General features: G+C 62.5%; 26 protein-coding genes and 1 tRNA gene. 19 read left to right on the top strand and 8 right to left on the bottom strand.

All coding sequences use genetic code 11. The annotated features are described in order from the left end of the window. Positions 1–7 precede the first annotated feature (7 nt). Genes ACMHYJ_RS11595 through mnmA form a run of 4 tightly spaced genes read left to right on the top strand, consistent with a single transcriptional unit; the run spans position 8 to position 5039 of the window. Positions 8–1504 carry an FAD-linked oxidase C-terminal domain-containing protein gene (locus ACMHYJ_RS11595; protein ID WP_414246329.1) on the top strand — a complete coding sequence of 499 codons (1497 nt, stop codon included), beginning with the start codon at positions 8–10 and terminating at the stop codon, positions 1502–1504. A 60-nt stretch (positions 1505–1564) separates the two neighbouring features. Then, positions 1565–2659, top strand: a complete 1095-nt coding sequence (gene glcE / locus ACMHYJ_RS11590; RefSeq protein WP_414246328.1) for a glycolate oxidase subunit GlcE — start codon at positions 1565–1567, stop codon at positions 2657–2659. 15 nt (positions 2660–2674) lie between these two features. Beyond that, the gene (gene glcF, locus ACMHYJ_RS11585) at positions 2675–3904 is read left to right on the top strand and encodes a glycolate oxidase subunit GlcF (protein WP_414246327.1); all 1230 of its coding nucleotides are present in this window, start codon (positions 2675–2677) and stop codon (positions 3902–3904) included. Further along, on the top strand, positions 3897–5039 hold the full coding sequence (gene mnmA / locus ACMHYJ_RS11580) for a tRNA 2-thiouridine(34) synthase MnmA (protein ID WP_414246326.1): 1143 nt from the start codon (positions 3897–3899) through the stop codon (positions 5037–5039). Before glcF ends, mnmA begins: the two co-directional genes overlap by 8 nt. Before the next feature lie 16 nt (positions 5040–5055). On the opposite strand, the gene ACMHYJ_RS11575 is transcribed toward mnmA, so the two are convergent. Continuing rightward, positions 5056–5670 (bottom strand): glutathione S-transferase N-terminal domain-containing protein, encoded by a 615-nt coding sequence (locus tag ACMHYJ_RS11575; RefSeq protein WP_414246325.1) that lies wholly within the window; start codon positions 5668–5670, stop codon positions 5056–5058. Positions 5671–5910: 240 nt separating this feature from the next. Between ACMHYJ_RS11575 and purB the strand changes: the two genes are divergently transcribed. The 4 genes from purB (at position 5911) to ACMHYJ_RS11555 (ending at position 9970) form a co-directional block, all read left to right on the top strand. Continuing rightward, on the top strand, positions 5911–7287 hold the full coding sequence (gene purB, locus ACMHYJ_RS11570; protein ID WP_414246324.1) for an adenylosuccinate lyase: 1377 nt from the start codon (positions 5911–5913) through the stop codon (positions 7285–7287). 69 nt (positions 7288–7356) lie between these two features. After that, positions 7357–7432 (top strand) — tRNA-Lys (locus ACMHYJ_RS11565). A 586-nt stretch (positions 7433–8018) separates the two neighbouring features. After that, the gene (locus tag ACMHYJ_RS11560; protein ID WP_414246323.1) at positions 8019–9026 is read left to right on the top strand and encodes a DNA-methyltransferase; all 1008 of its coding nucleotides are present in this window, start codon (positions 8019–8021) and stop codon (positions 9024–9026) included. After that, entirely contained in the window at positions 9023–9970 is a 948-nt protein-coding gene (locus ACMHYJ_RS11555) for a hypothetical protein (RefSeq protein ID WP_414246322.1), read from the top strand. The genes ACMHYJ_RS11560 and ACMHYJ_RS11555 overlap by 4 nt, the downstream gene beginning before the upstream one ends. 105 nt (positions 9971–10075) lie before the next feature. Here the strand turns inward: ACMHYJ_RS11555 and ACMHYJ_RS11550 are convergent, their stop codons facing one another. Genes ACMHYJ_RS11550 through ACMHYJ_RS11525 form a run of 6 tightly spaced genes read right to left on the bottom strand, consistent with a single transcriptional unit; the run spans position 10076 to position 15867 of the window. Continuing rightward, positions 10076–10654 carry a YSC84-related protein gene (locus ACMHYJ_RS11550; protein WP_414246321.1) on the bottom strand — a complete coding sequence of 193 codons (579 nt, stop codon included), beginning with the start codon at positions 10652–10654 and terminating at the stop codon, positions 10076–10078. Between the two features lie 32 nt (positions 10655–10686). After that, a complete protein-coding gene (locus tag ACMHYJ_RS11545) occupies positions 10687–11322 on the bottom strand; it encodes a MarC family protein (RefSeq protein WP_414246320.1) in 636 nt (211 codons plus the stop codon). Positions 11323–11355: 33 nt separating this feature from the next. Continuing rightward, complete coding sequence (locus tag ACMHYJ_RS11540) at positions 11356–12834, bottom strand: TolC family protein (RefSeq protein WP_414246319.1); 1479 nt, start codon at positions 12832–12834, stop codon at positions 11356–11358. Next, positions 12831–14495, bottom strand: coding sequence for an FUSC family protein (locus tag ACMHYJ_RS11535; protein WP_414246318.1), 1665 nt, complete (start codon positions 14493–14495; stop codon positions 12831–12833). The genes ACMHYJ_RS11540 and ACMHYJ_RS11535 overlap by 4 nt, the downstream gene beginning before the upstream one ends. An 11-nt stretch (positions 14496–14506) precedes the next feature. Next, positions 14507–15553 (bottom strand): multidrug transporter subunit MdtN, encoded by a 1047-nt coding sequence (gene mdtN, locus ACMHYJ_RS11530; protein WP_414246317.1) that lies wholly within the window; start codon positions 15551–15553, stop codon positions 14507–14509. Then, on the bottom strand, positions 15550–15867 hold the full coding sequence (locus ACMHYJ_RS11525) for a YtcA family lipoprotein (RefSeq protein WP_414246316.1): 318 nt from the start codon (positions 15865–15867) through the stop codon (positions 15550–15552). Before ACMHYJ_RS11525 ends, mdtN begins: the two co-directional genes overlap by 4 nt. 305 nt (positions 15868–16172) lie before the next feature. Here ACMHYJ_RS11525 and ACMHYJ_RS11520 point away from each other — a divergent pair, with 305 nt between their 5' ends. Beyond that, entirely contained in the window at positions 16173–16358 is a 186-nt protein-coding gene (locus ACMHYJ_RS11520) for a Flp family type IVb pilin (RefSeq protein WP_414246315.1), read from the top strand. On the opposite strand, the gene ACMHYJ_RS11515 is transcribed toward ACMHYJ_RS11520, so the two are convergent. Then, positions 16355–16645, bottom strand: a complete 291-nt coding sequence (locus ACMHYJ_RS11515) for a hypothetical protein (protein WP_414246314.1) — start codon at positions 16643–16645, stop codon at positions 16355–16357. The genes ACMHYJ_RS11520 and ACMHYJ_RS11515 overlap by 4 nt on opposite strands. A 199-nt stretch (positions 16646–16844) precedes the next feature. Here ACMHYJ_RS11515 and ACMHYJ_RS11510 point away from each other — a divergent pair, with 199 nt between their 5' ends. The 10 genes from ACMHYJ_RS11510 to ACMHYJ_RS11465 all read left to right on the top strand — a co-directional run bounded on the left by ACMHYJ_RS11510 (position 16845) and on the right by ACMHYJ_RS11465 (position 26028). Beyond that, a complete protein-coding gene (locus ACMHYJ_RS11510) occupies positions 16845–17051 on the top strand; it encodes a Flp family type IVb pilin (protein WP_414246313.1) in 207 nt (68 codons plus the stop codon). Positions 17052–17082: 31 nt separating this feature from the next. Beyond that, the gene (locus ACMHYJ_RS11505) at positions 17083–17607 is read left to right on the top strand and encodes a prepilin peptidase (RefSeq protein WP_414246312.1); all 525 of its coding nucleotides are present in this window, start codon (positions 17083–17085) and stop codon (positions 17605–17607) included. A gap of 32 nt (positions 17608–17639) precedes the next feature. Further along, positions 17640–18725 (top strand): Flp pilus assembly protein CpaB, encoded by a 1086-nt coding sequence (gene cpaB / locus ACMHYJ_RS11500; RefSeq protein WP_414246311.1) that lies wholly within the window; start codon positions 17640–17642, stop codon positions 18723–18725. A 41-nt stretch (positions 18726–18766) separates the two neighbouring features. Continuing rightward, complete coding sequence (locus ACMHYJ_RS11495; RefSeq protein WP_414246310.1) at positions 18767–20068, top strand: type II and III secretion system protein family protein; 1302 nt, start codon at positions 18767–18769, stop codon at positions 20066–20068. A gap of 167 nt (positions 20069–20235) precedes the next feature. Continuing rightward, positions 20236–20544, top strand: a complete 309-nt coding sequence (locus tag ACMHYJ_RS11490; protein ID WP_414246309.1) for a CpaD family pilus assembly lipoprotein — start codon at positions 20236–20238, stop codon at positions 20542–20544. 2 nt (positions 20545–20546) lie between these two features. Continuing rightward, the gene (locus tag ACMHYJ_RS11485; protein WP_414246308.1) at positions 20547–21752 is read left to right on the top strand and encodes an AAA family ATPase; all 1206 of its coding nucleotides are present in this window, start codon (positions 20547–20549) and stop codon (positions 21750–21752) included. After that, complete coding sequence (locus ACMHYJ_RS11480; RefSeq protein ID WP_414246307.1) at positions 21752–23254, top strand: ATPase, T2SS/T4P/T4SS family; 1503 nt, start codon at positions 21752–21754, stop codon at positions 23252–23254. The genes ACMHYJ_RS11485 and ACMHYJ_RS11480 overlap by 1 nt, the downstream gene beginning before the upstream one ends. Beyond that, on the top strand, positions 23251–24234 hold the full coding sequence (locus ACMHYJ_RS11475) for a type II secretion system F family protein (protein WP_414246306.1): 984 nt from the start codon (positions 23251–23253) through the stop codon (positions 24232–24234). Before ACMHYJ_RS11480 ends, ACMHYJ_RS11475 begins: the two co-directional genes overlap by 4 nt. 9 nt (positions 24235–24243) lie before the next feature. Next, positions 24244–25176, top strand: a complete 933-nt coding sequence (locus ACMHYJ_RS11470; protein WP_414246305.1) for a type II secretion system F family protein — start codon at positions 24244–24246, stop codon at positions 25174–25176. Positions 25177–25194: 18 nt separating this feature from the next. Continuing rightward, positions 25195–26028 (top strand): tetratricopeptide repeat protein, encoded by an 834-nt coding sequence (locus ACMHYJ_RS11465; RefSeq protein ID WP_414246304.1) that lies wholly within the window; start codon positions 25195–25197, stop codon positions 26026–26028. Positions 26029–26090: the final 62 nt, after the last annotated feature.

Here is a 26090-nt window from a genome sequence, read left to right as displayed (position 1 = left end):
AATCGCCATGGATACCGCCTCCGTTTCCGCGCACGCCGCCGCTGCCTTGCCGGATTTTTCCGGTTTTCTGGCCCGTATCGGGGCTCAGGTGCCGGCCCACTGCATCCTCACGCGGGTGGATCAGACCCGCGTCTACGAATGCGACGGGCTGGTGCTGTACCGCGAACTGCCGCCCGTGGTGGTGCTGCCCGAGTCCGAGGCCCAGGTGATCGCCGTGCTGCGGGCCTGCCGCGATTTCAACGTGCCCGTGGTGCCGCGCGGGGCGGGCACGGGCCTGTCCGGCGGGGCCACGCCGCATCCCCAGGGGGTCGTGCTGGGGCTGGCCAAGCTCAACCGCATCATCCGCCTCGATCCGTTGTCCTGCACGGCCGTGGTGGGGCCGGGCGTGCGCAACCTGGCGATTTCCGAAGCCGCCGCCGCGCACGGCCTGTACTACGCGCCCGATCCGTCCAGCCAGATCGCCTGTTCGATCGGCGGCAACGTGGCCGAGAATTCCGGCGGGGTGCATTGTCTCAAGTACGGCCTGACCGTGCACAACGTCTTGCGCATCCGCATGGTCACCATCGAGGGCGATGTCGTCGAGCTAGGCGGCGAGGCCCCCGATGCCCCGGGGCTTAACCTGCTGCAGGCTTTCATCGGTTCTGAAGGCATGCTGGGCCTGGTCACCGAAGTCACCGTGCGCCTGATTCCTCGCCCGCAACTGGCCCAGGTGGTGATGGCCAGTTTTCCCAGCGTCGAACTCGCCGGCGAAGGCGTCACGCGCCTCATTGCCGATGGCATCATCCCGGCGGGGCTCGAACTCATGGACAAGCGCGCCGTGCACATGGTCGAGCCCTTTGTCCAGGCGGGCTACGACCTGGACGCCGAGGCCATCCTGCTGTGCGAATCCGACGGCACGCCCGACGAGGTCGCCGAGGAAATCGCCCGCGTCGAAACCCTGCTGCGCGACGTTGGCGCCAGCCGCCTGCAGGTGTCGGCATCCGAGGCCGAGCGCCTGAAATTCTGGGCAGGGCGCAAAAACGCCTTTCCGGCGGCGGGCCGGATCTCGCCCGACTACTATTGCATGGACGGCACCATCCCGCGCCGCCACCTGGGCAAAGTCCTGGCGGCGATCACCCAGATGGAGACCCGGTTCGGGCTGCGTTGTTCCAACGTCTTCCATGCCGGCGACGGCAACCTGCACCCCCTGATCCTGTTCGATGCCAACCAGCCCGACGAAGTCGAGCGCGCCGAGGCCTTTGGCGCGGCGATCCTCGAACTCTGCGTCCAGGTGGGGGGCACCATTACCGGCGAACACGGTGTGGGCATCGAAAAAATCAACCAGATGTGCACGCAGTTCACCCGCGAAGAACTCGACGCTTTTTCGGCATTCAAGCGGGCCTTCGATCCCTATGGCCTGCTCAATCCGCTGAAGCTCATCCCCACGCTGGTGCGCTGCGCCGAATACGGCAAGATGCACGTGCACCAGGGCCAGCTGCGCTTTCCCGATATTCCGCGTTTCTGAAGAAGCTCCGCGCCCCGCAACCCTGAAGCCTCAAACGCCTTAACGTCCTGAAATCGTCCTATGGAATTCGTCTTGTCAGAACTGAGCGAGCAGGTGGTCACTGCCCGCGCCGCCAAGCGGCCACTCATGATCCGGGGCGGCGGCACCCGTCTGTTCTACGGCGAACCCCTGCCCCCGGACGATGCCTTGTCCTGGTTGGATCTCTCCGTGTATCAGGGGGTGGTCGGGTACGAGCCCGCCGAACTGGTGTTGACCGCCCGCGCCGGCACGCCGCTGGCCGAGATCGAGGCCGTGCTGGCCGAGCATGGGCAGATGCTGGCTTTCGAGCCGCCGCGTTTCGGGGCCGCCGGCACCTTGGGCGGTTGTATTTCGACGGGGCTGTCCGGCCCGCGACGCATGGCGGCCGGGCCGCTGGCGGATTTCGTCCTGGGCGCCCGAGTCCTCGGCACCGATGGCAATGTGCTGCGCTTTGGCGGCGAAGTCATGAAAAACGTGGCGGGTTACGATCTGTCCCGCCTGATGGCCGGATCCCTGGGGATACTCGGCGCCCTGGTCGAAATTTCCATCAAAGTCCTGCCCCGGCCGCGCTGCGAAGCCACCCGGGTGCTGGCGCTCGATGAAGCCGCCGCCTTGGCGCATTGCCTGCGCTGGCGCGCGCAGCCGCTGCCGGTGTCGGCCACCGCCTGGCTGCCCGACGATGGCGCGGGTGCCGGCCGCCTGCTGGTGCGCCTGTCGGGCAATGAGTCCGCCGTGCGCCAGGCCCAGTCCGTCCTGGGCGGTGAAGCCCTGGCGGACGACCAGGCAGAGGCTTTCTGGCTGGGCCTGCGCGACCAGACCCATGCGTTTTTCCAGCAGCGTCCTTTGTGGCGCCTGAGCCTGCCGCCCAATACCCCGGCGCTGGGCCTGGGCCCCAGCCTGCACGAATGGGGCGGCGCCCGCCGCTGGCTGGGCGGCCCGCAGGACGCCGCCGCGTTGCGGGCGCGGGTACAGGCCATGGGGGGCTCGGCCTGCTTGTATCATCGGGGCGGGGTGTCGCGCGACGTCACCACGTTTCACCCCCTGTCGGCCGGGGTTTTGCAGATCCATCGGCGGCTGAAACAGGAATTCGATCCGGCCACGGTGTTCAACCCGCGCCGCCTGGCCCCGGAGCTTTAAGGACTCAGATTCATCATGCAAACCCAACTTGCCGAGTGGGCCCGCGACACGGATTACGGCCGCGAGGCCGAAGAAATCCTGCGCCGCTGCGTGCACTGCGGTTTTTGCCTGGCCACCTGTCCCACGTACCAGATCCTGGGCGACGAGCTCGACAGCCCGCGCGGGCGCATCTACCAGATGAAACAAGTGCTGGAAGGCGTGCAGCCCACCTATGTCACCCAGCAGCACCTGGATCGCTGCCTGACCTGCCGCAACTGCGAAACCACCTGCCCGTCGGGGGTGGAATACGGCAAATTGGTGGATATCGGCCGTCAACTGGTCAGCGAAAGGGTGCGGCGCCCGTGGCACCAGCGCCTGTTGCGCGGCGCCTTGCGCCGCCTGATGTTGTCGCCCGCTTTCGCGCCCCTGTACCGGGTGGGCCGCTGGGTGCGCCCCGTGCTGCCCGCCGTCCTGCAGGGGAAAATCGCGGTGCCGCGCCCGGCCGGGCCTGTTCCGGTGCATGGCGGACGCCACGCCCGCCAGGTGCTGATGCTCAGTAACTGCGTGCAGCCGGCCATGCTGCCGTCCATTGATGCCGCCACCCAGCGGGTGCTGGACACCTTGGGCGTGGGCACGCGTTTTGCGGCGGGTTCGGGTTGCTGCGGGGCCATCAATTTTCACCTGGATGCCCAGGACGCCGCCCGCGACCAGATGCGGGCCAATGTGGATGCCTGGCTGCCGCTGCTGGAATCCGGCCAGGTCGAAGCCGTCATCGTCAATGCGTCCGGCTGCGGCGGCATGCTCAAGGACTACGCCCACCATCTGCAGCACGACCCGGCCTACGCCGACCGGGCCGCCCGGCTGATGCCGTATGTGCAGGACATCGCCCAGTTCCTGGCCCCCATGGCCGGCCAGGTGCGCGCCAAGATGAAGCGCCCCCCGGGGCGCAGCGCCTTTCACCCCCCCTGTACCCTGCAGCACTGGCAGGGCCTGCGGCCCCTCACCGAACGCCTGCTGGCCGACCTGGGCTTTGATTTGCAGCATTTCGACGAGGCCCACCTGTGCTGCGGCTCGGCGGGCACTTATTCCATTACCCAGCCCAAGCTGTCCAAGGCCTTGCGCGACCGCAAGCTGCAGGCCATCCAGACCACCTTGCCCGATACCATCGTATCGGCCAACATCGGGTGTATCTGCCACCTGCAAAGCGGCACGGACACCCCTGTGCGCCACTGGATCGAAACCGTAGACGAGGCCATGCATGGCTGATTTTTCCATTCTGCCGGATCGGGATCAGCGCCCCCCCGCGGGCGCGCGCGTGGTGGTGGGCATGTCCGGCGGGGTGGATTCCTCCGTCACGGCCTGGTTGCTGAAACAACAGGGCTACCAGGTGGTGGGCCTGTTCATGAAGAACTGGGAAGACGATGACGACAGCGAATACTGCTCGTCGCGCCAGGATTGGCTGGACGCCGCCAGCGTGGCCGACGTGGTGGGGGTGGACATCGAAGCCGTCAATTTCGCCGCCGAGTACAAAGACCGGGTCTTCGCCGAGTTCCTGCGTGAATATTCCGCGGGCCGCACCCCCAATCCCGACGTCTTGTGCAATGCCGAAATCAAATTCAAGGCCTTCCTGGATCATGCCATGGGCCTGGGGGCCGATTACATCGCCACTGGCCATTATGCCCGAGTGCGGCGCGTGTCCGCGGGCGGGCAGGCGCGCAGCCAGCTGCTGAAAGCCACAGATGCCGGCAAGGATCAAAGCTACTTTCTGCATCGCCTGAATCAGGCGCAGCTGTCGCGCACGCTGTTTCCCCTGGGCGAAATGCCCAAGACCGAAGTCCGGCGCATCGCCCGGGACATCGGCCTGCCCAATGCCGCCAAAAAGGATTCCACCGGGATTTGCTTTATCGGCGAGCGGCCTTTCCGGGAATTCCTCAACCGCTACCTGCCCACCCAGGCCGGCCCCATGCGCACGCCCGAAGGCCGGCTGCTGGGCCAGCACCAGGGGCTGGCCTTTTATACGCTGGGCCAGCGCAAGGGCCTGGGGATCGGCGGGGTGCGCGGTCGCCAGCGCGACGACGGCACCGCCGACGCCTGGTATGTCGCGCGCAAAAACCTGGCGGACAACACCCTGATCGTGGTGCAGGGGCACGACCATCCTTGGTTGTTGTCGGCTGATTTATCCGCCCAGGATGCCAGTTGGGTGGCGGGCGAGCCCCCGGCACCCGGCGCCTATGGCGCCAAGACCCGTTACCGGCAAAGCGATGCGCCCTGCACGCTGGCGGTACAAGACACGCGGGCTTTTCGGCTGTCCTTTGCCGCGCCTCAGTGGGCGGTCACGCCGGGGCAGTCGGCCGTGCTGTACGACGGCGACGTCTGCCTGGGCGGCGGGGTGATTATCTGAAGAAACCGGCCGGGGGCTATGCCGCCGGCGGGCGGGTCGACATGAAGGAAGGCCGCGCATCCAGTTTTTCGGCCAGCCGGGCGAGGTTGGCGTGCTGGTCGCGCCAGCCCAGGTCGGGCGTGCGCAGATCCAGGTAGGCCAGGGCCGCGCCCACCGCGATGTCGGCCAGGCACAGGTTGACCCCCATGCAATAAGGCTGTTCGCCCAGCAGGGCATCCATATAAGCCAGGGCGGCGGTGATCTTGGTGTCCTGGCGGGCGGCCAAATCGGGGCTGCGCACGCCTTCGGGGCGACGGTGCAGCTCTAGAAATGCCGCCGCGGCGGCGTCCATGATGCCGTCGGCCACGGCTTCCCAGTGCTTGACGGTCACGCGTTCACGCCCCGGCGGGGGGATCAGGCGGCCCACAGGCGACAGGGTGTCCAGGTATTCGACGATGACGCGCGAATCGAACAGGGATACGTTTTCGTCCAGAATCAGGCAGGGGACTTTACCCAAGGGGTTGTGCGCTGCAAGCTGGGTGGCCGGCCCCCAGGGATCGTCCAGAATCAGTTCGTAGTCGAGTTTTTTCTCTGCCAGCACGATGCGGACCTTGCGGACGTAGGGGCTGGTCAGTGAACCGATCAATCTCATGGCAAACCGAGGTAGTCTAAGGCTAAAAAAGTATATCAGGGTGGCGTGGCGTATCCAGACATCTACCCATTGATGACAGATTTTTAGAGAAATTTACCGCTAGGGTGTGGTTTATCTGCCGAAAGCCTTGACAGCACGGCAAAATGCTAGAATCAAAAGTCAGGATGCAGGCCGTCCGGCCCGGACGCCCTGCTTTTTCATCGCCATTTTCTCAACCCCTTCAATCCCTTCAAGCACACTATGCAGATTGACACGACACTCAGCGCCTTGAACGCGCTTTCGCCCCTGGATGGGCGTTATGCGGCCAAGGCCGATTCCCTGCGGCCTTATTTGTCCGAAGCCGGCTTCATGGCGCATCGTGTCGAAATCGAAGTCGCCTGGCTGGTCGGCCTGTCGGATGCGGGCCTGCCCGAACTGCCCGCTTTCTCGGCGGCGGCGCGCAGCCGCCTGCAGGCTTTGGTTCAGGGGTTTTCCGAGGCGGACGCCGCCCGCATCAAAGCCATCGAGCGCACCACCAATCACGACGTCAAGGCCGTGGAATACTGGTTGAAAGAGCAGGTGGCCGACGATGCGGAATTATCCCGCGCGGCTGAATTCATCCATTTCGCCTGCACGTCCGAAGACATCAACAATACCTCGCATGCCTTGATGCTGGGCCGGGCGCGATCCTTGGTGGTGGTGCCCGCGCTGGCGGCCGTGACGGCCCGCCTGCGCGAATTGGCCCACCAGCATGCCGGCCAGCCCCTGTTGTCGCGCACCCACGGCCAGCCGGCCACCCCCAGCACCATGGGCAAGGAATTCGCCAACGTCGTCGCCCGCCTGGATCGCGCCCTGGAAACCATCCGCGCCGTGCAGCCCCTGGCCAAGATGAACGGCGCCACCGGCAATTACAACGCCCACTTGTCGGCCTACCCGGAAATCGACTGGCCCCGATTCGCCGGCGGCGTGCTGGACGGCCTGGGCCTGACGCAAAACCCGTACTCCATCCAGATCGAGCCGCACGACTGGATGGCCGCGTTGTTCGATGCCATCGCGCGCGCCAATACCATCTTGCTGGATCTGAACCGCGACATCTGGGGGTATATCTCGCTGGGGTACTTCAAGCAGCGCCTGAAAGACGGCGAGGTCGGGTCGTCCACCATGCCGCATAAGGTCAACCCGATCGACTTCGAGAATTCCGAAGGCAACCTGGGGCTGGCCAACGCCATGCTGCGCCATCTGTCCGAAAAACTGCCTGTCTCGCGCTGGCAGCGCGACCTGACCGACTCCACTGTGTTGCGCAACCTGGGCGTGGCCCTGGGCTACAGCCTGGTGGCCTACGACGCCTGCCTGCGCGGCCTGGGCAAGCTGGAAATCAACGCCGCCGCCATTGATGCGGACATCGACGCGTGCTGGGAAATCCTGGCCGAGCCGGTGCAGACCGTCATGCGCCGCTACGGCCTGCCCCAGCCCTACGAGCAGCTCAAGGCCCTGACCCGTGGCAAGGGCATCACCCAGGACGCTTTGCGCGAATTCATCCAAGGGCTGGATCTGCCCGCCGATGCCAAGGCCCGGCTGCTGGAGATGACGCCGCGCAGCTATGTCGGCCTGGCCGCGGATCTCGCCCGGGCGATCTGAAGCCTGCGCGGGCTTTTTGCGTCGCTATCAAAATAGGTGTATAGTTTTGTTCTTCGCAAAACACGCGATGGGCAGTTAGCTCAGTTGGTAGAGCAGCGGACTCTTAATCCGTCGGTCCAGGGTTCGAGTCCCTGACTGCCCACCAGGAATATCAAGCACTCAGGCCAGTTCTTCAGAGCCGGCCTTTTTGCGTGCGCGCCCAGCATGGGCGTACTCCTGCGGGTGCAAGTCCCGCCGCGAGTTGGTCACAACGGCGCTATTCCATAAACGAGGATGAGCCTGTAGGCATTTTCGGGAACCGCCGATCATCCCCGCCGCTTCGTTTCGAGGGGCCATCAGGGGTGACTAAATATGCACCACACTATGCACCACACGACTGTGCTTATCGTTGGCGGCGACATCTTCGATATTCTCCCGACGAGGACGCCCTCCTTGACCATCAAGCAGTATGATCCCCTCCTGGCTGATGTCCTGAGTGCGCAACCGGACAAATTGAGCAGTGCGCTGACTCCTCGTGAGCAGGGTACACACGCAGCGACGGCGCATCCAGACGTAGAGCGATAAGAAATAAAACCTTTATAAATCAATACATTGAATTGTTAACTGTCGAAGCCAGGCGGGAGAGGCGCAGAACATGGCCCGTGTCGGGCGGAAAAATCAAGGGCCTGGGGTAGCTGTCCGCCGTGTGTTTCTCAAAACCCGGGGTTAGAATCCGTATGCATGGATGGCGAATGCCGAGAAATAAAGAGGCCATGATGGATGGAACAATGGATGCCCCGGAAACAAAGCCTGCCGATGCGGGTAATGCTTTGATTGCGGCGCCGATCGAAGCCTGTGCCACCGGGGAAGATCAAAAAAAGCGCTTTGCTGCCGAAAGCTTCCAATTGCAATACGAGCACCCCCATGGACGTTTGTATCAGGGTGATTCATTTGATTGGCTGGAATCGCTTGATGAAGCGAGCGTCGATCTTGTTGTTGCTGATCCTCCCTATAATATAAAAAAGGCGGATTGGGACAATTTTGAGAGTCAGGAAAAATATATTGAATGGTCCGTCCAGTGGATCAGGCGGGCTTCTCGTGTTTTGAAATCCACGGGGTCTCTGTATATTTGTGGTTTTTCCGAGATTTTGGCTGACCTGAAGCATCCCGCTTCAAAGTATTTCAAGTATTGTCGATGGCTGGTCTGGCATTACAAGAACAAAGCGAATCTGGGCGGGGACTGGGGGCGCTCGCATGAAAGCATCATCCATTTCAGGAAGTCTGACGCGGTCAAGCTGAATATCGACGATGTTCGTATTCCTTATGGAGCGCATACCCTGAAGTATCCGTCCCATCCGCAGGCGGAATCCAGCGTTTATGGCAAGGGCGCGAACAAAAAACGTGATAATTGGATGCCGCATCCAAAAGGAGCAAAGCCCAAGGATGTCTTTGATATTCCTACCACTTGCAATGGCATGGGGGAGAAAACACCGCATCCCACTCAAAAGCCGGAGGAATTGGTGCGAAAACTTGTTTTGGCTTCGTCAAACGAGGGAGATCTGGTCATCGACCCTTTCTCCGGGTCTGGCACAACGGCGGTTGTGGCGGAGCAGCTCAACCGACATTGGATGGCATGCGACCTCGATCCGCAATATAACCAATGGGCTATAAAAAGGATTGAGAACGTCCGGCGGATGACGAAGGATGAGTGGATCGCATACGACCGAAAGACAGCGGAACGAAGGGAGTCCATCCGGTGAGCTTTTCCGAATTGATCGGCTATGCCGCAAACAAGGAGCGGTTTCGTTCGATTGAGAATTATATTGATTTTTGCATTCGCTACCTGGAATACGCGGATACGAGCCTGCAGGCGCGCATTGTTTCGCAGAATGAAAATCATTATCAATTTTTTCAGTACAAGGAAGAAGGGGGATTCAACATTACGCGCCCGATAAATTCCAGGTTGATGTATGGCGCGGAAGATTTTGAAAATGGTGTACGGAAGTTCCGAATGGTGCTTGATTTTCTGCGCGAGGGCCAACAGCCACCAGATGGTTTTCGTGAAAGTCTGATTCGAACCATCTACACGCTTCAACAATCTATTGGCGCTGCGCTTGATGGCTTGCCTGTTGGAAAATCCAACCAAGCCAGAAAGGTGAATGGAGATTTGTTCGAGCGGCTCATCAGGCTGCTGATAGCCTCTCTTGATATCGACTGCGTTTCTGGCGTCATGCAGGTGCCAGTCAAGGATGTGGATGGAAGGGGACTTTTCAAATCGAACTATCAGCATGACCTGCTGGTGAGCAAGAAGGGCGAGCTGAAAATAATTGGTTCCGTTAAGACTTCCAGCAAGGATAGAATCGATAAAGTTTTTTTGGACAAGTTCCTGTATGGCCGCCTTACAGGGACGGCGCTGCCGCATATCGCAATTTTCCTGAATGACGTCCAGCGCAAGAAAACAAGGCGAGAAAACGAGTACGGCATTAGTGCCACATTCTTGCCGGGGCATTTCAAGGCATACACCATCAAGTTGAATCCACTGGATGGTGTGTATTATTGTGACATCCGGCCGAATATGACTGAGGATTCGTTCCTGTCACGCCATATCAAGACAATCGACCATTTTTTCTATTCCGATCTATGGGGGCTGTTGAATCGGCAAGGCCAGAATATCGAAGAAATCGCAATCAGAAGCGATCGGTGATTCCAGCTGTTGCCTGCCTTGCCGAGCACAGGCATCCTGTTGTTCAATGACGTGGTTTGGTCTCGGCGACAGCCCTCATGGATCAAGCAAGACCGCTCGACGCGCTCAATCCAGCCGGGAAATTTTGCTGCCCTGGATGCCGATGCCCGCCATCAGGCCTTTCTGGCCGAAAATATAGGCGTAGACGTCGCTGTCCAGCGTGGTGGTGGACAGCTTGCGGGCCAGGCCCTGGTCGATCAGCACTACGCTGGGGCCCATGCCGATTTCCCAGCCGTCGCGCTGATCCAGGGTTTTCAGGGCGGCGTCATTCATGAAAAACAAGGCGTAGGCATAGGCTTGCGCCCCGGCCTGCAGGCCGTAAGACAGGCCCGTGGACACATAATGGCCGGTGGCTTTGCCATCCTGGAACAAGGTGCCTTTGCCGCGTTCGCCGCCCACCACGAAACCGGCCTTGACGATGCGCGGAAACACCAGCACGGCGCTGGCCTGTTCGGCCAGCAGACGGGCTTCGGGCTGCTGGGTGTACAGCTGTTCCAGCGCGGCCTGGGACTGCGTGGTCAGTTCGGTATCGGAGGCGGCCGGGCTGGCCGTTCCCCACAGCAGAAAAGCCATGCCCAGCAGCAGGCTGGCCCAGAACGGGCGATGTGGGTGGGCTGTGCCCCTGGATAGTGAAGCGGTCGACATATTCAACGCCTTGGTGGATGAAAGCTTAAATCCTAAACCAGTTTGGGGAAAAAAGCCTGCAGGCTTTGCACCATCATCTGCATGGCGATCGCCGCCAGGATCATGCCCATCAGGCGCTGCGCGATGGCCGTGACCTTGGGAGACAGATAGCGGTTCAGCGTGGGGGCCAGCATCAGGGCGCAGGCCATGACCGCCAGGAAAGCGCCCAGGCCCAGGGCCAGAGCGATTTCATGACCATCCTGGGCAGCGGTGTGGCCCAGCACGATCAGGGTGGCGATGGTGCCCGGCCCGACCAGCAGGGGGATGGTCAACGGGTAGACCGCCACATCGTCGGCCTTGGCGATGGCGGCGCTCTCGTCGTCCGTCGAGGCGTGCTGGGTGCTGGCCTCGCCGTGCAGCATGGACAGGGCGATCAGCAGCACCAGCAGGCCGCCCGCCAGGCGAAAGTCGTTGACTTGCAGGCCGAATACCTGCAGCAGTGGGCCGCCCGCCACGGCCGACACAATGCAGCCGATGGCCACCCCCAGCGACACCTTGGCGGCGACCTTGCGCTGGGCGGCGATGGGGATGCCCCGGGTAAACGATAAAAACACCGGCACGTTGGCAATGGGGTTCATGATGGCGAACAGGGCCATGAAGACTTTGATGGCGAAAGGAAAATCAAGCATGTCGGGTCGTCGTCCGTAATGAGATAAATAGGCTTATTGTGCCAGCCATTGGCTGCGCGGTCGCACCATGGCGCCCGTGGCGAAGGCCAGGTTGGCTGCGGCGATCTGCGCGGCGGTGCGGGCGTCCAGGCGCGCCAAGCGGGCCAGCAGCAGTTGGTTGGCGGCTTCGGTGGCCAGCGTGATCGTGCCCATTCCCGCTTTGTAGGCCGCCAGGGCCGCCTGGCTGGCCGTCTGGGCGGTTTGCACCAGTTCGTGGGCGGCGGCATGGCTTTGCAGGGCCGATTGCAGGGCTGCGTCGGCGGCGGCCATTTCGCGCAGGGCCGCCTGCTGCAGCGATTGCAGGTCGTCCCGGGCCTGGCGGGCCGACAGCCTGGCGCTTTCCAGGCGGTTGCGCCGCAGGCCGCCGTCGTACAGCGGCACGGTCACCCCCAGCATCACCCCGCTGGAGGTGGCCTGCATCCCCACGTCGGGCAGGCTGCCGGCCTGCAGGTGGCGGTTCTGGTGGGCATATGCCGCCCCCAGGTAGATCTTGGGCATGAAGGCGGCCTGCGCCGCCCGCACCTGGGCTTCCTCGGCCTGCGCGGCGGCATATTGCGCCACGATGTCCGGCCGCTGGGACAGCGCCTGCCGCAGGGCATCCCGGGTGAGGGCCGGGGTTTCGGCGGGCAGGGGGCGGTGCGCCGGTGCGGCGATGGTCAGTTCGGTGTCTGGCGCCAGCCCCAGGGCCCCCAGCAGGGCCAGCCGGGTGGTTTTTTCCAGCCCCCGGCTGTTGACGACCTGCAGGCGAGCCTGAGCCACCGCCTGGCGCGCCAGGGCCACGTCCACCGTGGTGCCCGTCCCGGCCCGGTAGCGGGCCTGGGCGGCGGCCAGCACCTGCCGCTGCAGGGCCAGGGACCGCGCCGACCATTCGACCCGCTGCCGGGCCGTCGTGTATTGATAGTATTGATCCGTGACGTCGCGGATGACTTTCTGGTGGCTGGCGTTGAACAGCACATTGGCCGCGAACGACAGCTGTTCGGCCCCTTCGCGTAGCGCGCGGCGCTGGCCGAAATCGAACAGCAGCCAGGTCAGGGCTACCAAGGGCACCGTGCCTTGGCTGCGGGTGTCGAGGTGGTCGATCCCCAAAAGATTGTCGCGCAGAGGAATGCGGGTTTTCTGTGAACCGGCCAGCACACTGGCCGACAGCATCGGCAAGAACGCGGCGTCCGCCAGGCCCACCCCCAAGGCGGCCTGACGGGCCGCGGTCCAGGCTTGGCGCGTCAAGGGGTTGGCGCGTTGGGCGATGTCGATCAGCGCGACCAGATCCAGCGGTTTCCGGGCGTCGAGGCCGGCGGGGGCCGGCGCGGGGTCGGGCAGGGGGATGGCCGGCACGGCCCAGGGCCGGTCGGGAGCGGACAGGGGCAGGGCCGATGGCGTCCAGGGTTGATCCGGGGCGGATGGCGCGCTGACGCCGGCGCAGCCCGCCAGTGCGACAGCCAGGGCAAGGGCCGACAGGCCGGGCCGGATGCTCATGGGGTCTCCAGTTCGGTTTGCAGGCGCTGTCGCATCGCCGGGACGGACGCGGTGTCGGCCCCGGGCCGGAACGCCCGCAGGTAGAAATCTTCCAGGTCGTCCAGCAGGGCGCGCAAGCGGGCGATTGCCGCCGCCGGCGGGCGCACCGAGGCGGGCTCGAACACGATCAGCGCCAGTTGCTCGCGGGCGTGCCCCAGGCGCCGCAGCGCCGGGACGGCGTCGGCGCGCAATTGGGGCGCGCCGGGGCCTTGCGGCCGGCCGGCGCATGGCCCCAGGCTGTCGGCCAGCGGCCGCAGCTGGGCGCGCACTGCGCTGGCCACGCTGACTGGCCAGATTCGGGTGAACACCAGGTACATCACCACATTGCCCAGCAAAATCCCCATGACCCGGTAGAATGCGGCATCCATGCTGATGTCCGGGCCGAAGCCCTGCAGAATGGTCAATAGAAAGGCCAGGCCGATCTGCACCCCGGCGTAGCTGCTGCGTTCGGATCCCGTGGATACCCAGGCGGCCAGCAGCGTCACCAGGAAGACCAGCACCATCAGTCCGCCGATGGAATCCATGTGCGGGATGAAAAAATAGATCGCCGCCATGCCGATGGCCGCCCCGATCAGGCAGCCGACGATGCGCAGCGTCAGCTTGTGCAGGGTTTCGGCGGTCGTGCCCAGCGCTCCCACGTAGCAGGTGATCAGCGCGGTGTGGATGTCCTGCCATTGCAGCGTAGTGTAGACCCAATAGCAGATCATGGCCGCCAGAGTGGTTTTCAGTGCGTAGCGCACGTACAGCGGGTTGCGCCAGGCGTCCGGGGCGAAGAAGCCCTGGGTGGCCAGGGGGCTTGACATGGCCTGGCCATCGGTCTGGCCATCCGCCGGGGTAACCGGCGCCGGGCTGGCTGGCGGCGGGCTAATTCCCGCCGCCGCGGCCAGCAGCCGTTCGCGGCTGGCGGCGATTGCCTGGGTCAGCGCCTGGGTTTCGGCTTTCGGGGCGGCGTGGAATATCCGCAGGAACAAGGCCATTTTTTCCAGATCGTCATCGCCCGCGCGCAGAATATCCAGCGCCTGGCGGCGGCTGTCCGGGTCCGGGGCGCGGGACAGGCGGGTGGCCAGATCCAGCCGGTGCGCCAGCGCCTGGCGCAGACGCGGGCGCACCGGCTGGCCGAAGAACGCATTGAAGGCCAGCAAGACCCCCATGGGCGCCAGGGCCATCAGGGCGGCGTACAGTATGGCCCGGGTCGCCGCCTCGCCAACAGGCACTTCGCCCAGCAAGGTCAGCACGAACACGATCACCAGGGCGATGATCCCCCCGGCGGGCCCCACCGGGCTGGCCGCCCCGAGGAACATGAAGCTTCCCGACAGCGCCACAATGACGGCCAGACGCGCCACCGGGTATTCGATGGTCAGCCAGGTGACCCCGAACAGCACCGGCACGATCAAGGCCACCAGCACACAGATGCCCAGGGCCATCAACAGGGTCTCGGCCGGGTTGGGTTTCATCAGGAACAGCACCAGATAGCAGCCGATGGCGGCCAACGGGATGCCGTAAGTCATGAACACCATGACGGTCAGCGCGCAAGTGGCCGCCACCCGCCATGCGGTGGACAGGCGGCCGTCGAACGGCGCCAGTTCCGACCGCGCGAGGGCATACAGCGTGGCCGCTTGCATGGCGCGGCCCCCTAGCAGCCCTGGCCGGGGCGCACCATCACGGTGGCGGACGCCCCCACCCGCATCAATTCGGGGGGCGGATGATCCAGCCGCACCCGCACGGGAAAGCGTTGCGCCACGCGCACCCAGTTCAGTGACTTTTGCACCAGCGGCATGGTTCTGGGCAGCTGGATCGCGTCGCTGGACGCCACCCCCCAGCCGATGCTGGCCACGCGGCCCGGCAGGGTCTTGTCCGGCGCCATCAGGGTATAGGCCACGGCGCAATCGCCCACTTGGATGCGCGGCAGGTCGGTTTCGCGGTAGAACGCGGTGGCGTACCAGGCATCGGTATTGATCAAGGTGAACAGGGCCTGATCCGGGATCAGGCGTTCGCCCGGAGAAACGACCAGCCCCACGACCAGCCCGTTGTGAGGGGCGTGCACCCGGGTGTCGGCCAGGGCCTTGTCGGCCAGGCCCACGGCGGCCCGCGCCACCGCCACGGCGGCCTGGGCGGCTTCCAGTTCACCGATCAGGGCCTGGGCGGCATCCGCCTGGGCTTGCGCCTGGGCCAGGCTGACGCGGGCATCGCGCAGCGCGGTTTCCGCAGTGTCCAGTTCTTGTCTGGGTGCAAACCCCTTGGCCGCCAGGGGCCGCAGGCGCTGCGCCGTGCGTTCAGCCAAGTCCAGGTTGGACTGGGCGCGGGTGATCTGCTGCTGGGCGATCCGGGCATTGGCCTGTTCGGCCCGCACCTGGCGCTGGCGCGTTTGCAGGGCCGCCTGCGCCATGGCCAGCTCGGCCCGGGCCTGATCGGCCCGCAACTGGTAGTCGCGGTCGTCCAGCGTAAACAGCAGGTCGCCCGCCCGCACCCGGCTGCCTTCCTGCACGTTCAGGCGCTGCAGTGTGCCGGGCACCCCGGCGCTGAGGTGAACCACGTCGGCCGAGATCGACGCGTCCGCGGACATGGGGTGGGCCGCGAGATGGCGCCAATACAGCCAGCCCAGCAGCAGGGCGGCGCCGATGATCAGCGCGGCCAGGGCGGTGGCCAGTGTTTTTTTGCGAGGGCGGGAAGCGGGGGTCATTGCGGCGAAAACACGAAAGAAAACCCCATGGCGAACAGAATGGCCAGGCAGGTGTACACCAACAGGCGCAGGGGCAGGTGGTCGTCGATGCCCGCGCGGATCAGCCCCAGGCGGACGAGAGCGGCCAGCGGGATGCCCAGGGCGATGCCGACCAGCCAGGAAGGAAAATAGGATCCCATGAGGAAAAAGGCGGGGGCCCGAGGGGTGCAGCCCGAGGACAGCAGCAGGGTCAGCGTGAGCAGGGAACGGGCGGCGGGCATAGGCGACGGGACGGAAAAGCGGCGGAAACCAGGGCGGATGCCTGGATTATCCATGATTTTTGAGGGGCTGCGGCGTGGCTTGTCTTTGCGGTGGACGATGGAGTCGATTTGAAAAGTGGCGTGCGGATCGGGTTTTGCCGCTTTGAGCGTTTTGTTGCACTTCAACAACGAACTATGTGTATCTCAAGGATTGATGATTGTTTTATGCATAAATTACATAATCAGGACTGAGAAATTACCCTTACTCAGAGTGAGGTAAAGCACTGTATCCACTGCTGGATGATAAATTACGCGCTGTCCCGCATGTTTGGGCTGGATAGTCGGGCCGCGATCCTCTTTTTTTATGGACGGAGCCTTATATGCTTTCTACACTCTGCGCACGCCTCTGGCTGGCTGGCGAACAACTAAAAGATGATGCGCGCGGTATTTCTACCTTGGAATACGCTGTTTTGCTTGCGATTATCCTGGTGGTTACTGTGACCGGCATCAGTACCCTGGCGAACGGGATAAACGAACTGTTCAACGGGGTAAGCGCACTGTTCTAATCATGGCGCCCCATGACCCGGTAGAATGCGGCATCCATGCCGATGGCCGGGCCGATCAGGCAGCCGACGATGCGCAGCGTCAGCTTGTGCAGGGTTTCGGCGGTCGTGCCCAGCGCCATCAGGGGATAGGCCACGGCGCAATCGCCCACTTGGATGCGCGGCAGTTCGGTTTCGCGGTAGCACGCGGTGGCGTACCAGACATCGGTATTGATCAAGGTGATTTGCTGCTGGGCGATCCGGGCATTGGCCTGTTCGGCCCGCACCTGGCTTTTGTTGCACTTCGACAACGAACTATGTGTGTGTCAAGGATTGATGGTTCTTTTATCCATAAATTACATAATTAGGGCTGGGGTCTTACCCTTACTCAGGTTGAGGTAAGGCACTGTATCCACTGCTGCATGATAAATTACGCACTGTCCCGCATGCCTGGGCTGGATAGTCGGGCCGCGATCCATTGTTGAGTTTTTTTTATAGACGGAGCCTTATATGCTTTCTACACTCTGCGCACGCCTCTGGCTGGCTGTTGCACAACTAAAAGATGATGCGCGCGGTATTTCTGCCTTGGAATACGCTGTTTTGCTTGCGATTGTCCTGGTGGTTATTGTGGCCGGCCTCGGCACCCTGACGAACGGGATAAACGAAGTGTTCGAATCCGGCGTCAATGCCTTGAACACTGCGGCGGCGGGGGGCTAAGGTCAAGACCCTGTGCCGCAAGCAGGCGTAAATGCATTGGCTTGTGGTTGTGATCCTGGTGTCAGCCGTGATGATTTTGCTGGGACTGGGATTATCCGACCTTAAACATAGGCTGCTGCCCAACCGCTGGGTGGCGGCCTATGCCCTGCTGTTTCCTTTGTTTGCCGCCAGCGCATCGCTGGGTTTCTCCCTGTTTTTCTGGCATGTGCTGTTGGGGGCGCTGGCTTTTTTTGTGTTCTTTTTACTATTCATGACGGGCGTCATGGGGGGCGGGGACGTCAAACTGGGGACAGCTGTCTTTTTATGGGCAGGCCCTCATTTAGCCTTGCCGGTCTTGTTGATTACCGCATGGTTGGGCGGTGCACTGGGTATCGTCGGCTGGCTGGCGGATCGTCGCTGCCTGGCTCGTCGGATGCCGGCGCAACATGGCCTGTTTTCCGGTATGCTGCGATGGGTGTCCGCTCGTCGGGGTGTGCCCTACGGGGTGGGACTGGCAGCCGGTGGCTTGTTTGCTTCGTGGTCGTTTTATCTGTACTGGGCAGCGAGACTCATCTAAATCAACGCTGAAGGAAATCAGGTTTCATCCTTATGTCGTCTGTTTTCAAACTGGCCCTGATTCTTCTGGCCGCTGCTCTGCTGGCGGTTTTGGCTCGTTCATTTTATGTCAGCAGCCAAAAAACGCCTGTCGTGGTCGAACCCGATCCGCGCATCCGGGTGGCTGCCGCGGATCTTCCCGCTGGGTTGCTGATCCGGGATGCGGATTTGCAGTGGCAGAGCATCTCCCGCGACAGTGTGCCCAAGGGGGCGGTGGTGGAAGGCCAGTCCAGTGTGGATGTCAATGGCGGCCTGTTGCGCCAGGCGCTGGAATCCGGGCAACCCTTGTTGGTCGGCAATATCATCCGTGCCGATTCGCCGGGCTTTCTGGCGGCGGCCCTGAAACCGGGCATGCGGGCTGTCTCTGTCCCCGTTGATGATGTTTCCGGCAATGCCGGCCTGATCCAACCGGGGGATTTTGTCGATATTCTGCTGACCCAACGCTGGGTTCGCCCGGGCGGCCCGGGGCAGGCCCCCAAGCCGCAGATTGCCAGCGAGACCGTTGTGCAGTCTGCGCGGGTGATTGCGGTAGGGTCCAGTTTTGAATCCGGGGATGGCAAGTCCAACCAACCCAACCGGGCGCGGACGATTACGCTGGAACTCGATTCCCGCACAGGCGAAGCCGTGACGGTTGCGTCCAAAATGGGGGATTTGTCGCTGGCCCTGCGGAGTTTCGCCGTCGCCGGACGCGATGACCCCAACCAGGCGGCCCGCGCCCAGGGCGCCAGCGTGGTTGCCTGGGAAGGCCGGCCGCAGGCTGCGCCAGGCGGACCGGTCTGGGGTAGCGATGTTTCCCAAGTCCATCGGAAAGAACTGGAATCCAGCCATGACATGGATCGTGCCGAGCCTTCGGCGGCTGAGGATTCGATGCAGAAACCCGACCGTCGTCCGGCTGTCGTGACCGTGATGCGCGGGGCCAGCCCCCCCAAGCTCGTTCATTTTGGCACGGACGATGAATTCGCGGATTTTGACATGGGCGATGGGTTCACAGGAACAGAAAACCCTGCTGATCGTCCGATGGCGGCCGCCAGCGCGGCTTTACGCCAGGCCGCCAGCGCCGCAGGAGCCAAAGCACAATGAAAACGATGCGAAGCAAGGCCTGTGGCTGTTTGATGTCGCTCATGCTGGTCATGCCTGGCATGGCCAGCGCCATCACCCTCTTTATTGGTGGCGGGGATTTGCTGCAGGTTTCGCAAGAAATCGGCACCGCGTTCGTTGCCGATCCGAATATTGCCGAAATCCAGGTGCCCAGCCCGGATAAAGTCCTGCTGATGGGGGTCAAGTCGGGAACCACCACGCTGTATCTGCTGGATAAGGACGGCAAGGAAATTCGCCGCGAAACCGTGGTGGTGCAGCATAACATCGGCGAAATCCAGCGCTTGCTGCATCAGCGGTTTCCTGCCCAGCGGCTGGAACTCAGTTCAGCGCCCGGTTCGCTGATGATCAGCGGCGGCGTGCCGGATGCCGAAACAGTCGAGGCCATTATGCGCAGCCTGCGGCCTTATCTGGGTGAAAACGACACCTTGATCAACCGTCTTAGTCTGAACAGTCCTACGCAGGTTTACCTGAAGGTGCGCGTCACTGAAATGAACAAGTCCGTTACCCAGAAATTGGGGGTGAACTGGGCGGGCCTGACCGTGCAGGGCAGCGGGCTGGTCGCGGGCATCATCAGCGGGCGGGCCTTGCTGCCCGGCGACGCGGCGCAGGGGGCTTTAGTGGGGGCAACGGAAGGCTATACCTTTCTGGGCGGCTATACGCGTGACAATGGATCCATTTTCGGCCTGATCGACATTCTGGATCGCGAGGGCCTGGTTACTGTGCTGGCCGAGCCCAATCTGACCGCAGTGTCCGGCCAGACCGCCAGTTTTCTGGCGGGGGGCGAATTTCCCGTCCCCGTGAACCAGGACAGCGATAAAGTGACCGTCGAATTCAAGCCTTTCGGTGTGGCGCTGGATTTTACGCCCACGGTTCTGGCGGATGACCGGATCAGCCTGAAGGTACGCCCTGAAATCAGCGAGCTGGACACGACGTCCGCGATTTCCGTGGGTGGCCTGAGCATCCCCGGCTTGCGCGTGCGCCGGGTGGAAACCACGGTGGAAATGGCCAGCGGCCAAAGCTTTGCCATCGGCGGGTTGCTGCAAAACGATTTGAGCGATATCGTCAGCAAGATACCGGGCCTGGGGTCGGTGCCGGTATTGGGCAAGCTTTTTTCTTCCAGCGACTATCGCAACCACAAGAGTGAACTCGTGGTCATCGTGACCCCGTATCTGGTCCGACCCACCAGCCCGGATCAATTGGCGACCCCATTGTCGGCGCTGCGTGCCAACTCGGACATCGAGGATATCTTGTCCCAGCGGGTGCATTATGATCCGTTGGATGGCGGTTTGCCCCGCTTGACGGGGGCGGCGGGTTTTGTATATTAGGTAAGGGGATGGCGATGGCTTTGGTTTCCTCCCGGCGCGTATCTATTGTGCGGCCTCAACGGATATGGGGGGGCTGGCGGGCGTCCGCCCGGTCGGCGGCTGGGTTGTTGTCGGTAGCCGTTTTGCTGGTTTTGGCGGGCTGCGCCTTTCCAAAACGGGATTACAGCATGATGCCGGATCAGTCCGTCATCCGGGTGGAAGTGCAGGCGGATGGTTCGTTGGCGGCTGTGCCGCCGCATTGCGGGCCGCTGTTCCCGGAGCAGCGGCGCTTGCAGTTCGACAGCCGTCCCCAGGTGGCGTTTGGCTGCGCCACGTATACCAATTTGGCCAATAGCGTGGCCCGCCCCCAGGATTTGCTGGCCCCGCGGCCCTATGCGGGCCAGATGGCAGAGGATGCCGCCGCGGCGGTTACCCGCTATCGTGAGGACAAGGTGACCCCCTTGCGCGATACGACCTCTACCAAAAAAGGCGGTTAGGCATGGCCTTGGCGAACAAAGACTCCAAAGCCGGGACGCATTATTCCTTTGTGGCGTTTGTCAAGGATGTGGCCAGCGCGCATGAGTTCGAGCAGTTGTTTCGCTCCGACACCTTGACGAACAGCTATGTGGGCACTGGCGACATCGACGATGCCATTGCCTGGTTGCAGAAAACCGACCGATCCCCGCAGCGTTTGCTGGTGGATATTTCCGGCTCGGAACGCGCGCTGGATGAATTGGATCGGCTGGCGGACGCCTGCGAGCCCTCGGTTGAGGTCTTTGTGGTGGGTGAGCGCAATGATGTGGGCCTGTTCCGCAATCTTCTGGCCCGGGGCGTGATGGACTATCTGGTCAAGCCCCTGTCGGCGGAATTGCTGCGGCGGCTGACCTTGCAGCAGGCCTTTGATGCGCCGCGCCAACAAGGCCGTCATGGGCGGGTGATTGTGTTCCACGGAACCCGGGGGGGGGTGGGCACGACATCGGTGGCTGCCCATCTGGCCCGCGCCCTGGGGGTGGGCGGGGTGCGCCGCCGAGTCGTCTATGTGGATCTGAATGTTTACGATGGCTGCGGATCCGCTTTGCTGGGCCGTCCCGGCGGTAACGCGCTGCTCGAAGTATTGGGCAATGTCGACCGTCTGGATCAGCAATATCTGGAACGCACGCTGGCCGACGCTGGCGAAGGGCTGTTCGTCCTGTCCAGCGAGCAGGAATACGCCGAGCATTTCGAACCCGGCCCGGGCGCGGTCGCCAAGCTGCTGGCGGTTCTGTCGCGCCATTACCATTATGTCGTGGTGGATGCTTATCGGCGTGGTGGCTGGCTGTTTGAAGAAATTCTTGGTCATGCCAGCATGGTTTGTGTGGTGGCTGATCCGTCCGTGCACTCGGCGCGCACGCTGGTGCGGCTGGTTCAGGCCGTGCAGTCCCGATCCAATCCACCGACAGTGCGCTGCATCCTCAACCATCCCCAGCCTGCTTCACGCAGCCGGGTGCATGTCGAGGATTTCAAGGCTGCGGTAGATATGGATATCCAGGTGCAGATTGACTACGACCCCAAGGCGCCGTCGTTGGCGGAGAATACCGCTGCGGATCTGCAGCGTGGCAGTGAATTCTTCCGAGGGGTTGAGAGCTTGGCGGCGCAGGTGACGGGCGAGTCGCAGGGGTCTGTCAAACCTTCGTTCTGGCAGCGTATGCGTCGACGGGGGCGCTGATGGGCTTTGGTCGAAAACAGCAGGCGGTGACTCAGGCGCTGGCAGAACAGCCGGCTCAACGCCCCCAGTCGCCAGAATCCGCCGGCCCGGTGCGTACAAATCCTCCATCCGAGACTTCCATCGCAGCGCTGGATGCGGCGGCTCAATTGCCGGCGGATCCGCCAACCCCCCCGGTAGCCCAGGCGCTGCCGGGGATTGGCGGGGCCAGTGGCAAGCAGAGGCCGCGTGGATCGTCCCACACCATGGTGCGTTCGGCTGCTTATGCGCAGGTGCGCCAGGCCGTTTTCGCCACCATTGATATTTCTTCGGCCCTGAGCCGCCCTCGGGATCAGATCCGTCGTGAAATCGACCTGATCGTGGCTGAAACAGTCCGTAGCGACAACCTGTTGGTGACTTACGCCGAACAGCAGGCGATGGCGCAGGAAATCATCAATGACATGTTTGGGGTGGGGCCTATCCAGCCCTTGCTTCAGGATGACTCCGTCACCGATATCATGGTCAATGGGCCGGATCAGGTCTATGCCGAACGTTTCGGCAAGCTGGAACTGACCGATCTGAAATTTCGAGATAATGCGCATGTGCTGAACGTCGCCCAGCGGATTGCGGCATCCATTGGCCGCCGGGTGGATGAAAGCAGCCCCATGGTGGATGCCCGCCTGGCGGATGGCAGCCGGGTCAACGTGGTGGTGCCGCCGCTGGCCATTGACGGGGTGTCGATCTCGATCCGCAAATTCTCACGCAAGGATCTGACCCTGCCGCGTCTGGCATCGCGGGGCTGCTTGTCGCAACCCATGACCCGCCTATTGGAAATTGCCTCGGCTTGCCGCATGAATGTCATTGTGTCGGGCGGTACGGGCTCGGGCAAGACGACCTTGCTGAATGCCTTGTCACGGTATATCTCCGGCAGCGAACGGATCGTGACGATCGAAGATGCCGCCGAACTGCAGCTGCAGCAGCCGCATGTGGTGCGTCTGGAAACCCGTCCGCCCAGCCTGGAAGGCACAGGCCAGGTGACGCAGGGCGATCTGGTGCGCAATGCCCTGCGGATGCGGCCGGATCGCATCATCTTGGGTGAAACCCGGGGCGCCGAAGCGCTGGATGTGCTGCAGGCCATGAATACGGGGCATGACGGGTCGATGACGACGCTGCACGCCAACAGCCCGCGCGACGCGTTGGTGCGTCTGGAAAGCATGGTCATGATGGCGAATGGCAACCTTCCTCTGCTGACGATTCGCCGCCAGATCGCCAGTGCGGTCAATCTGGTGGTTCAGGTGGAACGCATGCGGGACGGCACGCGTAAAGTGACTTACATCACTGAACTGGCCGGCATGGAAGGCGAGGTCATCGTGACACAGGATTTATTCCGATTCAATTACGATGCCAGTACCTATGATGAAAACGTGCGCGGCACCTATGACAGCACCGGGTTGCGCCCTCTGTTTGCCGACCGCGCCCGTTATTTTGGCATGGAGACTGCGCTGATCGAGGCCATGCGGTTATGAGCAGCGCGGATATTGTCGCCTTGGCGGCGTTTATGGCGATTGTGCTGCTGGGCCTAGCCTGGCTGGTGCTGCAGGAATGGTATCGTAATTTGCCCGGCCAGGTCATCCGCCAGCGTTTGCGCGAGGTGTCGGCCATGGCGGGCAAAACCGTCAGAGACAGTATCACGGCTGATTTTCAGCGGGCGCGCAAAGAGTCTCGCCGCCGCCGCCGCCGCCAAGCCCTGGGCCATGCGGGCCATTTTCTGAATCGCCTGGATGTTGTGGCCGGTCGAAATGGCTTTGTCCATCTGGTCTTGCTGGCTGCGGGGGTGGCGCTGGCTTGCAGTTTCTTGCTGCTGTCTGGTTTTGTTCCTTTCCATTGGTGGTCTGCGCTGCTGGCTTTTCTGGCGCTGCCGTTGCTGTTCGTGGTGCTGGCCTATCGTTGGCTGTTGGCACGGTTTCGTCGGCGTTTTCTGGTGCAACTGCCCGATGCGCTGGATACCATTGTGCGAGCCAGTCAGGCGGGCGTTCCTGTCACTCAGTCCATTCGCACGGTGGGACAGGGCTTTGCTGCGCCGTTGGGGCCGGAATTCCTGAAAATGGGGGATGGGCTGCTGCTGGGTAATGAGTTGCAGGAAGTCATGGATGAGGCTGTGCAGCGCATCGAGTTGCCTGATTTTTCGTTTTTTTCTGTTTGTGTTCTGCTGCAGCGGGAGTCGGGCGGTTCGGTTGCCGAGGCCCTGACCAATCTGGCCGCCATTATCCGTGCCCGGCGCGATTTGGCCCTGAAGTCGCGGGCGATGACCGCGGAAGGCCGCTTGTCCGGCATGGTGTTGTCTTTGTTGCCTTTATTCATTGCCGGGGCGCTGTACTTCACCAATCCAGACTACATCAGTGTGTTGTTTGACTCTGAGTTGGGCCGTCAGCTGCTGTGGTTGTCTGCCGGGATGCTGGTGGTGGGCGTGCTGTTCATCCGCAAGCTGTCGCAGATCAAGATATAAGGGGCTGTCATGGGGTTGCGTGGGCTGGATGCGGGGATTCTTGTGCTGCTGGTTCTGGCGCTGGCCCTGTATTTCTATGTGCGCACCAACAGGCGGGCGCAGATTTTCGAATATGCCAAATCCGAGGTCAAGCGGCAGGGCGCTTTGATGCATCAGGGGCCGCGCATCGCCGTGGGCGGTTTGTCCATGCTGCTGCTCAAGCGCCTGGGCGGGCTGATTCCCTTGCTGAGTGCCGGCCAACGGGCCGAGGCCAGTACGAAACTGGTCATGGCAGGCTTGCGCTCATCGACGGCCATGCTGACGTTGGGTGGGGTTATCGTGCTGTCCTGTGTGGGGATGGCCTTTTTGACTTGGTGGCAGGTGTGGCCGCTTCTGGAAGACAAAGACCCGTTGCTGCGCTGGGGGGCCTTGGCGGTATCCCTGTATCTAGGGATTTTTTTACCGCGCCTGGTGCTGGATCGGCTGGTGGCGCGCCGCCAGGAAGCCATCCGTCTGGCCTTGCCCGATGCGCTTGACCTGCTGGTCATTTGCACCAATGCGGGCCTGGGTCTGAATGCCGCCATCGAACGGGTGGCCGATGAGCTGTTTTTTGTCGCCCCGGCGCTGGCGGATGAATTCAGGCTGACGGCAAACGAGTTGAGACTGAGCAGCGATACCGAGCAGGTGCTCAAGCGCCTGGTGGATCGCACCGGCTTGGATGGCATGCGATCCCTGGTCAACACCTTTTTACAGGCCCGGCAATATGGCACGGCCATTACCCATGCCTTGCGTATTCTGGCCAGCAGCGAGCGCACCGCCCGCATGATGCGGTTGGAAGAAAAAGCCGCCAAACTGGCTGTCAAAATGACATTGCCCATGATGGTTTTTATTCTGCCCACCGTCTTGATCATTGGCGCGGGGCCTGCTTTGATCAATTTGGCAAAATTTTTTGGTTCGCAGTAGGCGGGTCGGGGGTTTCTCATGACATTGGACACATTTCAGCCTTCCACGACGGCGATGGGGGGGACAGGCATGCGTGTTTCCGGGGCTCCATTCCGGGCTTTGGCCGTCTGCGTGCTGGTGGCGGCGCTGTCGGGTTGTGCGGTGACCAAGACGGCGGAGCGTCCGGTTGGCCAGGATGCCGACGGCAGCCTGATCCTGACCAATGCCGATCTGCGCGTGGCGGCCAGTGCTTTGCAAAGCGGGGATGTCAATGCCGCCCGTTCGCTGTATACCGAGCTGGTGCAGCAGCATCCGAATTCTTCTCCGGTGTGGCTGGGCCTGGGCAATACATTCTTTCTGGAAGGCGATTATCAGGCTGCCCGCAATGCCTACGACAAGGCGGTTCAGCTGGATGCGGATTCTCTGGATGCGCGTCTGGCGCAGGCCCGCGTGGCCGTGCGCCTGCGCGATCTGCATACCGCCCAGGTACTGTATCAGCAGGTTTTGCACACCGAACCCAACAATCCTGTGGCGCTGGCTGGTTTGGGGGTGGCTTTCGACTTGCAGGGGCAGGCGGCCCAGGCCCAGGACATTTATCGCCGCGGGTTGACAGCCCATCCGGGGGACGAAGCCTTGCGGGCCAATTTGGGTTTATCTTTGGCCTTGTCCGGCCAGCCGCGTGAGGCGATCAATATTCTGCTGGGTAAATCGGGTGCGGCGGGCAGCTTGCCGCAGGTGCGTGACAACCTGGCGCTGGCGTATGGCCTGCTGGGCCGTGAAGATGCCGCCGAAGCGATTCTGTCCAGCACTCAACCCCGCAGTTTGGTGCAGGATAATCTGGCGTTTTATACCTACTTAGTCGGCCCTGCATAATCCCAGCAACCCGCATGAACACTGAGCATTCTAGCTATATCCGATATCCATAACTCCCAGTT

This window comes from Castellaniella hirudinis, from assembly GCF_047468865.1.
GTDB lineage: Bacteria > Pseudomonadota > Gammaproteobacteria > Burkholderiales > Burkholderiaceae_B > Castellaniella > Castellaniella hirudinis_A.
This window is presented reverse-complemented; position numbering and strand designations above follow the sequence as displayed.

Bases quoted from the DNA above. Each gene is read 5' to 3' on its own strand.
- ACMHYJ_RS11595 (WP_414246329.1), top strand. From the start codon at position 8: ATGGATACCGCCTCCGTTTCCGCGCACGCCGCCGCTGCCTTGCCGGAT.
- glcE (WP_414246328.1), top strand. From the start codon at position 1,565: ATGGAATTCGTCTTGTCAGAACTGAGCGAGCAGGTGGTCACTGCCCGC.
- glcF (WP_414246327.1), top strand. From the start codon at position 2,675: ATGCAAACCCAACTTGCCGAGTGGGCCCGCGACACGGATTACGGCCGC.
- mnmA (WP_414246326.1), top strand. From the start codon at position 3,897: ATGGCTGATTTTTCCATTCTGCCGGATCGGGATCAGCGCCCCCCCGCG.
- ACMHYJ_RS11575 (WP_414246325.1), bottom strand. From the start codon at position 5,670: ATGAGATTGATCGGTTCACTGACCAGCCCCTACGTCCGCAAGGTCCGC.
- purB (WP_414246324.1), top strand. From the start codon at position 5,911: ATGCAGATTGACACGACACTCAGCGCCTTGAACGCGCTTTCGCCCCTG.
- ACMHYJ_RS11560 (WP_414246323.1), top strand. From the start codon at position 8,019: ATGCCGAGAAATAAAGAGGCCATGATGGATGGAACAATGGATGCCCCG.
- ACMHYJ_RS11550 (WP_414246321.1), bottom strand. From the start codon at position 10,654: ATGTCGACCGCTTCACTATCCAGGGGCACAGCCCACCCACATCGCCCG.
- ACMHYJ_RS11545 (WP_414246320.1), bottom strand. From the start codon at position 11,322: ATGCTTGATTTTCCTTTCGCCATCAAAGTCTTCATGGCCCTGTTCGCC.
- ACMHYJ_RS11540 (WP_414246319.1), bottom strand. From the start codon at position 12,834: ATGAGCATCCGGCCCGGCCTGTCGGCCCTTGCCCTGGCTGTCGCACTG.
- ACMHYJ_RS11535 (WP_414246318.1), bottom strand. From the start codon at position 14,495: ATGCAAGCGGCCACGCTGTATGCCCTCGCGCGGTCGGAACTGGCGCCG.
- mdtN (WP_414246317.1), bottom strand. From the start codon at position 15,553: ATGACCCCCGCTTCCCGCCCTCGCAAAAAAACACTGGCCACCGCCCTG.
- ACMHYJ_RS11525 (WP_414246316.1), bottom strand. From the start codon at position 15,867: ATGGATAATCCAGGCATCCGCCCTGGTTTCCGCCGCTTTTCCGTCCCG.
- ACMHYJ_RS11520 (WP_414246315.1), top strand. From the start codon at position 16,173: ATGCTTTCTACACTCTGCGCACGCCTCTGGCTGGCTGGCGAACAACTA.
- ACMHYJ_RS11510 (WP_414246313.1), top strand. From the start codon at position 16,845: ATGCTTTCTACACTCTGCGCACGCCTCTGGCTGGCTGTTGCACAACTA.
- ACMHYJ_RS11505 (WP_414246312.1), top strand. From the start codon at position 17,083: ATGCATTGGCTTGTGGTTGTGATCCTGGTGTCAGCCGTGATGATTTTG.
- cpaB (WP_414246311.1), top strand. From the start codon at position 17,640: ATGTCGTCTGTTTTCAAACTGGCCCTGATTCTTCTGGCCGCTGCTCTG.
- ACMHYJ_RS11495 (WP_414246310.1), top strand. From the start codon at position 18,767: ATGCTGGTCATGCCTGGCATGGCCAGCGCCATCACCCTCTTTATTGGT.
- ACMHYJ_RS11490 (WP_414246309.1), top strand. From the start codon at position 20,236: ATGATGCCGGATCAGTCCGTCATCCGGGTGGAAGTGCAGGCGGATGGT.
- ACMHYJ_RS11485 (WP_414246308.1), top strand. From the start codon at position 20,547: ATGGCCTTGGCGAACAAAGACTCCAAAGCCGGGACGCATTATTCCTTT.
- ACMHYJ_RS11480 (WP_414246307.1), top strand. From the start codon at position 21,752: ATGGGCTTTGGTCGAAAACAGCAGGCGGTGACTCAGGCGCTGGCAGAA.
- ACMHYJ_RS11475 (WP_414246306.1), top strand. From the start codon at position 23,251: ATGAGCAGCGCGGATATTGTCGCCTTGGCGGCGTTTATGGCGATTGTG.
- ACMHYJ_RS11470 (WP_414246305.1), top strand. From the start codon at position 24,244: ATGGGGTTGCGTGGGCTGGATGCGGGGATTCTTGTGCTGCTGGTTCTG.
- ACMHYJ_RS11465 (WP_414246304.1), top strand. From the start codon at position 25,195: ATGACATTGGACACATTTCAGCCTTCCACGACGGCGATGGGGGGGACA.